14 protein-coding genes and 1 other annotated feature are annotated in these 12,822 nt (G+C 54.2%); all 14 genes read right to left on the bottom strand.

Annotation, left to right across the window (positions count from 1 at the left end):
* Positions 1–29 precede the first annotated feature (29 nt).
* Entirely contained in the window at positions 30–1,472 is a 1,443-nt protein-coding gene (gene selO / locus L370_RS06150) for a protein adenylyltransferase SelO (protein ID WP_023335379.1), read from the bottom strand.
* 61 nt (positions 1,473–1,533) lie between these two features.
* Complete coding sequence (locus L370_RS06155; RefSeq protein WP_023335378.1) at positions 1,534–2,250, bottom strand: EAL domain-containing protein; 717 nt, start codon at positions 2,248–2,250, stop codon at positions 1,534–1,536.
* A gap of 294 nt (positions 2,251–2,544) precedes the next feature.
* Positions 2,545–3,009, bottom strand: a complete 465-nt coding sequence (locus tag L370_RS06160) for a C40 family peptidase (protein WP_023335377.1) — start codon at positions 3,007–3,009, stop codon at positions 2,545–2,547.
* A gap of 73 nt (positions 3,010–3,082) precedes the next feature.
* Entirely contained in the window at positions 3,083–3,838 is a 756-nt protein-coding gene (gene btuD / locus L370_RS06165) for a vitamin B12 ABC transporter ATP-binding protein BtuD (RefSeq protein WP_023335376.1), read from the bottom strand.
* Positions 3,838–4,389, bottom strand: a complete 552-nt coding sequence (locus L370_RS06170) for a glutathione peroxidase (RefSeq protein ID WP_023335375.1) — start codon at positions 4,387–4,389, stop codon at positions 3,838–3,840. The genes btuD and L370_RS06170 overlap by 1 nt, the downstream gene beginning before the upstream one ends.
* A gap of 34 nt (positions 4,390–4,423) precedes the next feature.
* Positions 4,424–5,404, bottom strand: a complete 981-nt coding sequence (btuC, locus tag L370_RS06175) for a vitamin B12 ABC transporter permease BtuC (protein ID WP_023335374.1) — start codon at positions 5,402–5,404, stop codon at positions 4,424–4,426.
* Between the two features lie 103 nt (positions 5,405–5,507).
* Positions 5,508–5,807 (bottom strand): integration host factor subunit alpha, encoded by a 300-nt coding sequence (gene ihfA, locus L370_RS06180; protein ID WP_003857805.1) that lies wholly within the window; start codon positions 5,805–5,807, stop codon positions 5,508–5,510.
* A gap of 4 nt (positions 5,808–5,811) precedes the next feature.
* On the bottom strand, positions 5,812–8,199 hold the full coding sequence (pheT, locus tag L370_RS06185) for a phenylalanine--tRNA ligase subunit beta (protein WP_023335373.1): 2,388 nt from the start codon (positions 8,197–8,199) through the stop codon (positions 5,812–5,814).
* A 15-nt stretch (positions 8,200–8,214) separates the two neighbouring features.
* On the bottom strand, positions 8,215–9,198 hold the full coding sequence (pheS, locus tag L370_RS06190; RefSeq protein ID WP_010426091.1) for a phenylalanine--tRNA ligase subunit alpha: 984 nt from the start codon (positions 9,196–9,198) through the stop codon (positions 8,215–8,217).
* Between the two features lie 62 nt (positions 9,199–9,260).
* Positions 9,261–9,385: a sequence feature (Phe leader region), on the bottom strand.
* Positions 9,336–9,380 carry a pheST operon leader peptide PheM gene (pheM, locus tag L370_RS23465; RefSeq protein ID WP_001386830.1) on the bottom strand — a complete coding sequence of 15 codons (45 nt, stop codon included), beginning with the start codon at positions 9,378–9,380 and terminating at the stop codon, positions 9,336–9,338. (Overlaps the previous feature by 45 nt.)
* Before the next feature lie 117 nt (positions 9,386–9,502).
* Positions 9,503–9,859 (bottom strand): 50S ribosomal protein L20, encoded by a 357-nt coding sequence (rplT, locus tag L370_RS06195; protein ID WP_000124850.1) that lies wholly within the window; start codon positions 9,857–9,859, stop codon positions 9,503–9,505.
* 51 nt (positions 9,860–9,910) lie between these two features.
* Positions 9,911–10,108, bottom strand: a complete 198-nt coding sequence (gene rpmI / locus L370_RS06200; RefSeq protein WP_003030583.1) for a 50S ribosomal protein L35 — start codon at positions 10,106–10,108, stop codon at positions 9,911–9,913.
* Positions 10,109–10,205: 97 nt separating this feature from the next.
* Positions 10,206–10,748, bottom strand: a complete 543-nt coding sequence (gene infC / locus L370_RS0122070) for a translation initiation factor IF-3 (protein WP_014069901.1) — start codon at positions 10,746–10,748, stop codon at positions 10,206–10,208.
* Between the two features lie 3 nt (positions 10,749–10,751).
* Positions 10,752–12,680, bottom strand: a complete 1,929-nt coding sequence (thrS, locus tag L370_RS06205; RefSeq protein ID WP_008500657.1) for a threonine--tRNA ligase — start codon at positions 12,678–12,680, stop codon at positions 10,752–10,754.
* Between the last annotated feature and the right edge of the window lie 142 nt (positions 12,681–12,822).

Genomic DNA, 12,822 nt, shown 5'->3' with positions numbered 1-12,822 from the left:
TAAGGCGAAACCGCCACCCGGCCAAAAGACTAGCTTGAGCAACTGACCTCCAGCCGCTTGCCCCAGTCCGGCGGGCGGCTGACGTAGTCATCATCCCGGTCGGCAAACGGCGTGCGCAGCGCCAGGTGCAGGCGGTGTAATTCGCTGTACTCCCCCTGCTCTGCCTGCTCAATTGCCCGCTGCGCCAGCCAGTTGCGCAACACCATCGCGGGATTCGTCGCGTTCATCTGCGTTTGGCGGGTGGCGTCATCCACCTGCTCCTGCTGCAGCCGCGCGCGGTACTGTGCAAACCAGTCGTCAAACGCCTGCCTGTCAATAAATTCGTCGCGCAGCGGGGAGGCCGCGCTGTGCTGCTCCGTCTGGCCCAGCATCCTGAAGGTACGGGTATAATCACTGCCCTCGCGCGCCATCAGGGCAAACAGGCCATTGAGGATATCGTTATCGCCCCTCTCCTGCGTTATCAGCCCCAGCTTGTTGCGCATCAGCGTGCCATATTCTCGCAGCAAAATGTCCTGATAGCTGTCGAGCGCATCGTTGAGGGCATCAACGTCGATAAACGGCGACAGGGTTTGCGCAAGCCGCTGCAGGTTCCACAGGCCAACCGCTGGCTGATTGTCAAAGCTGTAACGTCCCTGATAGTCGGAGTGGTTGCAGATATACCCCGGCTGGTAATCGTCCAGGAAACCGAACGGACCGTAATCGAAGGTCAACCCGAGAATCGACATGTTGTCCGTATTCATCACGCCATGGGCAAAGCCTACCGTTTGCCAGCGGGCAATCAGGGCTGCGGTTCGGGCAACCACATCCCTGAACCAGAGAACGTATTTATCCGCGTCGTCCTGCAAATGCGCCCAGTGGTGACGAATGGCAAAGTCAGCCAGCTGGCGAACCTTGTCCGGCTCCCGGCGATAGTAAAAGTGCTCAAAATGACCGAAGCGCAAATGGCTTTGCGCGATGCGCATCAGCATTGCCCCCTTTTCTACCGTTTCGCGCACTATCGGCGTATCGCTGGTGACAATGGACAGCGCGCGAGTGGTGGGGATCCCCAGGGCATGCATCGCTTCGGACGCCAGGCTCTCGCGAATCGTTGAACGCAGTACCGCGCGCCCGTCGCCCATTCGCGACCAGGGAGTAAGGCCTGCGCCTTTCAGATGCCAGTCAACCGTCTCCCCGTTGGGCAGCTGTTGTTCACCGAGCAGGATCCCCCTGCCGTCGCCCAGCTGTCCCGCCCAGACGCCAAACTGATGTCCGCTATAGACCTGAGCCAGAGGTTGCATACCGGCGAGAAGCGTTTCACCGCCCCAGACGCCTGCGCCCTCTGAACGCTGAAACAGTTCAGGCGGAATGGCCAGCTCTTCTGCCAGCAAATCGTTATGCCAGATAAGGCGTGAATTTTGTAACGGTGTTGGTTTGAGTGCGGTGTAAAAGCCAGGCAACTCGTCATGCCAGTGAGCAGTAAAAGACAGGGTCATAGGTCCTCCTGCTTTTAGTGTAGAGGGTTTACCGGCACTTAAACACGGGCGAAAGCAAGGGTTATCGCTGCTGAACCAGCGTAGTGACATGTTCTGCAGAGACGGCTGGCCAGAGAGCCCCCTGCATTGCGCCAAAATTGAAGGACAAAACGCGCTGCAACAGGCCGTGGTCGTCAATGCCCGAGACGATCACTGACTGGCAGTGCGGCGTGATTTGCCAGAGGATGGCGCGCATAAAAGGCTCAAAAGAGAGCTCCGGAGCACGCTGCTGAATGAATCCTTTATCAAGGATTACCCGTTTAAATAATCCATCATAGACCGCTTTGAGCGATGCGGCGCCTGCACCAAAGTTTGCCAGGACCAGCGGGAAATGGATTGCCATTCTCGCCAGCTGCAGATCGTCCTTTCCGTTATTTAAACCTGGATAATTCTCATTAACAGTAAACTCAAGAAACGGATAACGCTCAAGGATTGAAACAGCGTTTCCATTACTTAATAAAAACTCAACTATTGCAGGTGTAATATTGATCCATGCAATTAACTGATGCTGAATAAAAAACAGTTTACAGGTATCAAGCAATTGCAGTTTTTCGTTAAACAGCGCTAACTCTTCAGCCGCTGAAAGCCGAGGGATAACAAGCTCAGTGGGGATCCGCACATCGCTGCCGACGCCAGTAAAGTTAACCAGAATTTCTAAACCTTTAAGCTCACCTGCGCTATTACGGGCAGGTAAAAGCAGCAGTTCAGACTGGTAAGCATTATCTAGCGTAATAATCATTGCACTCGCCCCGCATTAAAGATGAGAGAGGACATCCTGGAGCAATTGCCGACACAATTCCACTGTCTTGATTTTAATAAGATTAATTTCATTAGTTCCGTATTAATTTTCAGATTTATCCCTGAATCTAAAATAATTTTATCCTGGTTGCAGAATAATAGCCAGTTTTAGATAAAACAGACACATGCAGGATTCGCTAATTTTAGGTAAATTTAACTTTAAGCATCTTATTTGCGAAAAAACGGCATGCTTTATTACTTATCATGCCGTCATAAGAGAAGAATCCAACAAAGATTATATACGTCGTGCCTGCCAGAAATTTTTACGCCAGTAAACATTATCAAGAGAAGAGCGCATCACGCCGCGGCTGGTCGACGCGTGAATGAACTGATTGTCTGTATCATATATTCCTACATGAAGACCACTTTCACCCGATCCGGTTTTGAAGAAAACCAGGTCCCCGGGCAGAAGATCGTCTTTATCAATTTCAGTGCCTATTTCTGCCTGTTTGCGCGTTTCGCGGGGAAGCTGTAAATCAAACTTATCGCGAAACGTCATCAGAACGAAGCCGGAGCAATCCACACCGCCGCGGCTCATGCCGCCGTAGCGATAAGGCGTGCCGCGCCAGTTGCTCAGCTGATCGTTAAGGCTGGCAATGACGGTGATCGAATCTGAAAGCCGTGGGTTAGGCGGCGGCGCACGATGGCTACTGCATCCTGCAAGAAAGAGTGTGGCCATCAGGAGAAACCAGAATCGCATTTCAGACGAATCCTCTGCTTTTTTTGTTCTTTTCGTAATTTAGCGTGCAATTGTGCTAAGAGGCAAGAAACGGTTACGCCTGCCCGGTAGAAATCAGCATCTTATGTCCCTCTATATCCAGCCTGCGGAACGACATGTTGTACGCGCGGGCAAGATGGGGCGGCGTAAGAACCCGATCCCGCGCGCCGCTGGCGATCATCTTTCCCTTCGACAACAGCCACACCCGGTGGGCATGACGCAGGGTATGATTGAGATCATGACTGCTCATGACTACGGCGATACCTTTTCGGCTCAGGGCGCTTAGCAGCGTATCCAGTGCCGCCTGCTGCGCCACGTCCAGACCGCTCATGGGCTCATCAAGAAGCAGCATCCGCCCGTGAGGATTGCCTGCCGGGTGGATCTGAAGGATCACGGCCGCCAGGCGCACCCGCTGCCACTCTCCGCCGGAAAGCTGGCTGGCATGCCGGGACAGTTTATCTTCCAGCCCCAGAGCCGCGGCCACGTCCGTCAGCAGTGACGTCTGTTGTTTGTCGTGCAAATGCAGCATCAGATAGTGCCAGACCGGCATCGCAAAAGGCGGCACCTGCTGCTGCACCAGGTAGCTGCGCCGATGCGCCAGCGAGACCGGCGACCAGTCGGCGAGCGTATGCTCCAGCAGCGTTATCTGCCCTTCTCCGTCGGTCATGCCTGCCATCCGCGCCAGCAGCGTGCTCTTCCCCGCACCGTTTGGCCCGACAAGATGCAGGATTTCGCCCGCATTGACGGTATCGGTTATCGGCTCCAGACGCCCCTTCTCGGCAACGTCCGTGAGCTGCATCAGCAACGACATTATTTCGCCAGCGCCAGCTTGATCGATTCCATGACGATTGGATCCTCAGGGGTCATATCCGGCGAAAAGCGCTGAACAACCTGGCCGTCGCGGCCAATCAGGAATTTTTCAAAATTCCACAGGATATCGTCCGGGTAAAGCGGCGCGCGGCCTTTGCTGGCCATGCGTTCATAAAAACCGCTTCCTTCCGGCGCAACGGCCTTCGGCGCGGCAGCGATCAGCTTCGCATACAGCGGATGGCGGTCTTCACCGTTGACATCGATTTTGCTGAACATCGGGAACGTCACGCCATAGGTGGTGCTGCAGAAGGTTTTGATCTCCTCTTCGCTGCCCGGCTCCTGGCCCAGGAACTGATTGCACGGGAAGCCCAGCACGGTGAAACCGTCTTTCTCCCAGGCCTTCTGAATGTTTTCCAGCTGCTCGTACTGCGGCGTCAGGCCACATTTGGATGCCACGTTGACGACAAGCAACACGTTGCCTTTGTAGCCTTCCAGCGTGGTTTTCTCGCCGTCAATGGTGGTCACTTCGGTATTCAGAATATTAGTCTGCATAGCATTCCCTCAGGTTGTCTTACGGCTAGTTGATTTAACGTCCAGCTTTTAATAGTAGCCAGATAAATACCGGCGCGCCCAGCGTGGCGGTCACCACGCCAATCGGCAGCTCTGCGGCCGTCAGGGCTAGCCGGGCGATGATATCGGCCACCAGCAGCGTGACGGCCCCGGCAACCGCCGAAGCCGGAAGCAGGGTCCGATGGTCCGTGAGGCCACACAGGCGCAGCATGTGCGGAATCACCAGCCCGATGAAGCCGATCGCGCCCGCCAGAGCCACGCTGACGCCCACCAGCCAGCCAATGGCTATTACCAGCACATTACGCCAGAACCCAATCGGCATACCGAGCTGGCGGGCAGAGGTTTCACCCAGCGCGAGCATATTCAGCGGCTGCGCCTGCAGGGCAGCCCACACGATGACCGGTACCAGCAGCGCCATCAGCCAGCCCTGGTGCCAGTCAACGCCCCCAAAGCCGCCCATCATCCAGTACATCAGCTGACGCAGGTCAAAGGATGTTGAGAAGTAGACCGCCCAGGTCATCAGCGCGCTACAGATGATCCCCAGCGCCACGCCGGCAAGCAGCAGACGGCTGGTCGATAGGTGCCGTCTGGCGAAGCGAAGAAGAATTGCTGTGATCAGTAATGCACCGAGAATAGCGCTCAGGCTAATACTCCATCCGGAGAGCTCTCCCCCGCCCAGCATCACCGCCGCAATCAGACCCACGCCAGCTCCGTTCGACACGCCGAGCAGACCGGGCTCCGCTAACGGATTATCAAACAACGCCTGCATAATGGTGCCGCACAGCGCCAGCGCGGCGCCTACCAGAACTACCGCGACGGTGCGCGGCAGGCGAATTTGCCAGACGAAGAGCTGCCCGTCCGGCCCCCACCAGCTTTCAGGCCCAATCCATCTGTCTCCGGCGCAGAGGCTCACGGCCGCGGCGACAATGAGCAACAGCACCAGCAAAAGCAGGTGACGCCGATCGGAACGGTGCTGGAAATGGGCATAATCAAGCATGTGTACGGTTTTAGTAACGTGAGATGTAATTGATTTTACGGCGGGTTTGCCGGGGAGCGCAAAGAAAAAAGGCCGCGTGGGCGGCCTTTTTAGTTAGTTCATATTACTCTGCTTTGGGCGTTGCGTTTTCGACACGGCTTTTTAACTTCTGGCCGGGTCTGAAGGTCACCACGCGGCGGGCTGTAATGGGAATATCTTCCCCCGTCTTCGGGTTGCGGCCCGGACGTTGGTTTTTGTCTCGCAAATCAAAATTGCCAAAACCGGAGAGTTTTACCTGCTCACCATTTTCCAGAGCACGACGGATCTCTTCGAAAAACAGCTCTACCAGCTCTTTGGCATCCCGTTTGCTAAGCCCAAGCTTATCAAACAGATATTCTGACATTTCAGCTTTTGTAAGCGCCATAGGTTCAATCCCTCAATGATGCCTGGAATCGCTCTTTTAATGCCTCTACACATTTGGCGACGGTAGCGGCAATCTCCTCTTCTTCGAGTGTACGGCTGGTATCCTGAAGGATAAGGCTAATAGCGAGGCTCTTGAAACCTTCTGCTACGCCCTTGCCGCGGTACACGTCAAATAAGTTTACGCCAACTACCTGATTTACGCCAACTTTCTTACATTCGGCCAAAATATCTGCTGCGGGCACATTTTCCGCGACCACAACCGCGATATCACGGCGGTTTGCCGGGAAGCGGGAGACGTCCTGAGCCTGAGGAATAACGCGGTCAGCCACCGGGTTCCATTCCAGCTCGAACACGATGGTACGGCCGTTCAGGTCTAGCTTGCGCTCCAGCTCAGGGTGAACAACTCCAATAAAACCAACGCGTTTGCCGTCTAAATAGATGGCTGCGCTCTGGCCCGGATGCAGAGCCGGGATGGCTTCTGCGCGGAATTCAATTTCAGATAATTTACCGGTCAGATCCAGAACTGCTTCCAGATCGCCCTTCATATCGTAGAAATCAACCGTGCCTTTTGCCAGGTCCCAGTGCTCTTCATAGCGGTTGCCGCTGATGGCGCCAGCCAGCATGAGATCCTGACGGATGCCTAAATTTGCCTGATTATCCGGTACAAAGCGCAAACCGCTTTCGAAAATTCGCACGCGGTTTTGCTGACGATTCTGGTTATAAACCACAGTACCCAGCAGGCCCGTCCACAGGGACAGACGCATCGCAGACATTTCGCTGGAAATCGGGCTTGGCAGGATCAGGGCTTCCTGACCCGGGTGGATCAGCTGCTGCAGTTTCGGATCCACAAAGCTGTAGGTGATCACTTCCTGGTAGCCTTTGTCGTTCAGCATGGTTTTCACACGCTTCAGGGACAGATCGGCTTCACGATGGGTGCCCATTACCAGACCGGCCTGGACAGGCTCGTCAGGGATATTGTTGTAGCCGTAAACGCGGGCCACTTCTTCCACCAGATCTTCTTCAATTTCCATGTCGAAGCGCCATGATGGCGCAACGGCTTTCCACTCGTCCTGGCCTTCGGTCACTTCGCAGCCCAGACGCGTCAGGATGTCGGTCACCTGCGCATCGGCAACGTGATGGCCAATCAGGCGGTCCAGCTTGCTGCGGCGCAGGGTAATGGTGGCACGCTTCGGCAGGGTCGCTTCGTTGGTGACGTCGATAACCGGGCCCGCTTCACCGCCGCAGATGTCGATCAGCAGGCGGGTTGCACGTTCCATCGCTTTGTACTGCAGCGCCGGGTCAACGCCGCGCTCGTAGCGGTGAGAGGCATCGGTATGCAGGCCGTGACGGCGTGCGCGACCGGTGATGGAGAGCGGGCTGAAGAACGCGCATTCCAGCAGGACGTTTTGCGTCTCGTCATTCACGCCTGAGTGCTCGCCCCCGAAGATACCGCCCATTGCCAGCGCTTTGCTGTGGTCAGCAATCACCAGGGTGTCGGCGTTCAGTTTCGCTTCGCTGCCGTCCAGCAGAACCAGGGTTTCGCCCTCTTTCGCCATGCGCACAACGATGCCGCCGTCGATGCGGTCTTTATCGAACGCGTGCATTGGCTGGCCCAGCTCCAGCAAAACGTAGTTGGTCACGTCAACTACCGCGTCGATAGAGCGGATACCGCAGCGACGCAGCTTCTCTTTCATCCACAGCGGGGTTGGCGCTTTCACGTTGATGCCTTTCACCACGCGACCGAGGTAGCGCGGGCAAGCATCCGCAGCGTCAACCTGAATAGGCAGCACGTCACTGATGGTCGCTTCAACCGGCGCAATGTCCGGCGCGTTCAGCTCGGTCTGGTTCAGCACGGCCACGTCGCGCGCCACGCCGATGATACCTAAGCAGTCGGCACGGTTTGGCGTGACGCTGATTTCGATGGTGTTGTCATCAAGCTTCAGGTATTCACGGATATCGGTGCCGACTGGCGCATCCAGCGGCAGCTCAATGATGCCGTTGTGGTCGTCGGAAATACCCAGCTCGGAGAAGGAGCACAGCATGCCTTCAGACGGCTCGCCGCGCAGCTTAGCCGCTTTAATTTTGAAATCGCCCGGCAGCACCGCACCGACGGTCGCCACGGCCACCTTCAGGCCCTGACGGCAGTTTGGCGCACCGCAGACGATATCCAGCAGACGGTCACCGCCCACGTTCACTTTTGTCACGCGCAGTTTGTCAGCGTTAGGGTGCTGGCCGCACTCTACCACTTCGCCAACGACCACGCCGTTGAAGGCACCGGAAACCGGCTCAACGCCGTCCACTTCCAGTCCCGCCATGGTGATCTGGTTAGAAAGCGCGTCGCTGTCCAGCGTGGTGTTAACCCACTCGCGTAACCACAGTTCACTGAATTTCATTGTTCTGTCCTGCCCTTATTTAAACTGTTTGAGGAAACGCAGATCGTTTTCGAAGAATGCACGTAAGTCGGTCACGCCGTAGCGCAGCATGGTCAGACGCTCCATGCCCATACCGAAGGCAAAGCCGGAGTAAACTTCCGGATCGATACCCACGTTGCGCAGCACGTTTGGATGCACCATGCCGCAGCCCAGCACTTCCAGCCATTTGCCGTTTTTACCCATCACGTCAACTTCCGCAGACGGTTCGGTAAACGGGAAGTAGGACGGGCGGAAACGAACCTGCAGATCTTCCTCAAAGAAGTTGTTCAGGAAATCGTGCAGCGTGCCCTTCAGGTTGGTGAAGCTGATGTTTTTATCAACAATCAGACCTTCCATCTGGTGGAACATCGGGGTGTGGGTCTGATCGTAGTCGTTACGATAGACGCGGCCCGGCGCGATAATACGGATTGGCGGCTCCTGATCCTTCATGGTACGGATCTGAACGCCGGAGGTCTGAGTACGCAGCAGACGCGTAGCGTCGAACCAGAAAGTGTCGTGGTCAGCGCGTGCCGGATGATGGCCAGGAATGTTCAGGGCGTCGAAGTTATGGTAATCATCTTCGATTTCCGGGCCAGTCGCCACGGTAAAGCCGAGCTCACCGAAGAAACTTTCAATGCGATCGATGGTGCGGGTAACCGGGTGCAGACCGCCGTTTTCGATACGACGCCCCGGCAGCGAAACGTCGATCGTCTCTGCGGCCAGACGCGCATTCAGCACCGCGCTTTCCAGCTCGGCTTTGCGCGCGTTCAGCGCCTGCTGTACCTGCTCTTTGGCTTCGTTAATCACCGCACCCGCTGCCGGGCGTTCTTCTGGCGGCAGCTCACGCAGGGTTGTCATCTGAAGGGTCAGGTGCCCTTTCTTCCCAAGATATTCGACGCGGACATTGTCTAACGCGGCAACATCTGAGGCCTGATTAATGGCGGCTGTTGCACTGGCAACCAGCTCTGCGAGATGTGACATGATTTTCCTCATTATGTCGGTGCAGACACCGATTTGGTGGAGTTATTCTCTCAAATTCAGGCACAAAAAAAGCCTCCATCGGGAGGCTTATCTGGCGCTGTTTTTCGTTTCATCTTTCACGCGCTAGCCTCCTGAAATCAGGTGCTAAAGTAAAAGAAGAAGCGGAAAATAGCAGCATTCATGCTTGCGTTACCTTGTCTGGTAAAAACCGTTAAGACCTTATTGAAAAGCCTGGACGGATAAATGTCAATCTTCTGATGGTGTTAAATGAAAAGAGGGAGCCAGGCCCCCTCTCTCAACTGGCTTATGCCAGTGCTGCTTTCGCTTTTTCGACCAGAGCGGTGAACGCTACTTTGTCGAATACTGCGATGTCAGCCAGGATCTTACGGTCGATTTCAACAGAGGCTTTTTTCAGGCCGTTGATGAATTTGCTGTAAGAAATACCGTTCTGACGTGCTGCTGCGTTGATACGCGCAATCCACAGTTGACGGAACTGACGCTTACGCTGACGACGGTCACGGTAAGCGTACTGACCTGCTTTGATAACAGCCTGGAAGGCAACGCGGTAAACGCGTGAACGCGCACCGTAGTAGCCTTTAGCTTGTTTCAAAATTTTCTTGTGACGTGCACGTGCAATTACACCACGTTTTACGCGAGCCATATGTGCTCTCCTGTATCTATATTCTTAGTAAAAAAATTAAACGTTAACGGCTTATGCGTACGGCAGGCACGCGATAACCAGACCCAGATCGCCTTTAGAAACGAGGCCTTTTGGACGCAGGTGACGTTTACGCTTAGTAGATTTTTTGGTCAGAATATGACGCAGGTTTGCGTGCTTACGCTTAAATCCACCACCACCGGTTTTTTTGAAGCGCTTAGCAGCACCGCGTACGGTCTTAATTTTTGGCATCTTAATAACTTCCACTTCGCATTGTTAAATAAACGAAACATAGGCGAACAAAACCTATGAAACCCGAAGGCTCCACAGATTTTGCTGCTTGAAGGCCTTACTGTTTCTTCTTAGGAGCGAGCACCATGATCATCTGGCGGCCTTCGATCTTCGTAGGGAAGGATTCGACTACTGCCAGTTCACTCAGATCGTCACGGACGCGGTTAAGCACTTCCATACCAATCTGTTGGTGGGCCATCTCACGACCGCGGAAACGCAGTGTGATCTTGGCCTTATCGCCATCTTCCAGAAAGCGAATCAGGCTGCGGAGTTTTACCTGATAATCGCCATCGTCGGTACCAGGACGGAATTTGATTTCCTTAACCTGGATAACTTTTTGCTTCTTCTTCTGTTCCTTAGAAGACTTACTCTTTTCATAAAGGAACTTGCCGTAGTCCATGATACGACAAACTGGCGGTTCGGCGTTAGGGCTGATTTCAACTAAATCTACTCCAGCTTCTTCAGCTTTTTCGATCGCTTCTCTCAGACTCACAATCCCCAGTGGTTCACCTTCAAGATCTGTTAAGCGAACTTCCTGGGCGCGAATCTCGCCATTGATACGATTCGGACGTGCCGTTTGAACTCGTTTTCCGCCTTTAATACCTTATTCCTCCAGTTGTTGAAGACTGCGGCTGCGAATCTCTTGTTGCAGCTTCTCAATCACTTCACTTACGTCCAGGCTGCCCAGGTCTTTACCACGGCGGGTGCGAACGGCAACTTTGCCTGCTTCCACCTCTTTATCACCACAGACCAACATATACGGGACACGACGTAAAGTGTGCTCGCGGATTTTAAAGCCAATCTTCTCATTTCTCAAGTCTGCTTTTACGCGAATGCCCGCATTTTGTAGTTTCTGCGTCAATTCTTTAACGTAATCCGCCTGAGAATCGGTAATGTTCATCACCACGACCTGCACTGGCGCAAGCCAGGTTGGGAAGAAGCCGGCGAACTCTTCGGTCAGGATGCCGATGAAGCGCTCCAGAGAACCGAGAATTGCACGGTGAATCATTACCGGTACCTGACGCTCGTTGTCTTCGCCAACATAAGAGGCGCTTAAACGCTGCGGCAGGGAGAAGTCCAGCTGTACAGTACCGCACTGCCATGCGCGATCGAGGCAGTCATACAGGGTAAATTCAATTTTCGGACCGTAGAATGCGCCCTCGCCCAGCTGGTATTCGAACGGAATACCGTTCTCTTCCAGCGCCACGGCGAGATCCGCTTCTGCACGATCCCAGGTCTCATCGCTACCGATACGTTTTTCCGGACGCGTTGAGAGTTTGACCACGATCTTCTCGAAGCCAAAGGTGCTGTACATATCGTAGACCATACGAATACAGGCGTTAACTTCATCACGAACCTGATCTTCAGTACAGAAGATATGCGCATCATCCTGAGTAAAGCCACGAACGCGCATCAGACCGTGCAGCGCACCTGATGGCTCGTTACGGTGGCAGCTACCGAACTCCGCCATACGCAGCGGCAGGTCGCGGTAGGATTTCAGACCCTGGTTGAAGATCTGAACGTGGCCCGGGCAGTTCATTGGCTTGATGCAGTACTCACGGTTCTCAGACGAGGTGGTGAACATCGCATCTTTATAGTTGTCCCAGTGGCCGGTTTTTTCCCACAGCACACGGTCCATCATGAACGGGCCTTTCACTTCCTGATACTGGTACTCTTTCAGCTTGGAGCGTACGAAGGTTTCCAGTTCACGGAAGATGGTCCAGCCGTCGTTATGCCAGAACACCATACCCGGCGCTTCTTCCTGCATGTGGTACAGGTCAAGCTGCTTACCGATTTTACGGTGGTCACGCTTCGCCGCCTCTTCCAGGCGCAGCAGGTACGCGTTCAGGGCTTTTTTATCGGCCCATGCGGTACCATAAATACGCTGCAACATCTTGTTGTTGCTGTCGCCACGCCAGTAGGCGCCTGCGATCTTCATCAGCTTAAAGTGATGACAGAAGCGCATGTTCGGCACGTGCGGTCCACGGCACATGTCGACGTATTCTTCGTGATGGTACAAGCCAGGCTTGTCATCATGCGAAATGTTTTCGTCAAGAATAGAGACCTTGTAGCTCTCGCCGCGCTTCACGAAGGTTTCACGCGCTTCGTGCCAGCTGACTTTCTTCTTGATGACGTCATAGTTCGTTTCGGCGAGCTCGTGCATGCGTTTTTCGAGCGCGTCGATATCTTCCTGAGTCAGGGTGTGGTCAAGGTCAACGTCGTAGTAGAAACCATTGTCGATAACCGGACCGATCGCCATTTTGGTGTTTGGCCACAGCTGTTTGATGGCATGACCTAACAGGTGCGCGCAGGAGTGACGAATGATCTCCAGACCTTCTTCGTCTTTCGCGGTGATGATTGCAAGCGTCGCATCGTTTTCGATCAGATCGGAGGCATCCACCAGCTCACCGTTAACACGGCCAGCGATAGTCGCTTTCGCGAGACCAGGACCAATGTCCAGGGCAACATCCATTGGGCTGACAGCACGGTCGAAATGGCGTTGACTGCCATCAGGAAGAGTAATTACAGGCATTTTATATCCTTATTTGCAGTGATGCCCCACACATAAGAGCATATACAAAGAAAATAATCGTGATTTGACAATAGATTACGACACCATCTGACCAACAATCGTCAAATTGGTTCGCCATCATTCACCTGCCGAAAAATCAGAC

Source organism: Enterobacter sp. MGH 24 (genome assembly GCF_000493015.1).
Lineage (GTDB): Bacteria > Pseudomonadota > Gammaproteobacteria > Enterobacterales > Enterobacteriaceae > Enterobacter.
Note: the sequence above shows the minus strand (reverse complement) of the source record. Positions and strands in the feature narration are given on the sequence as shown.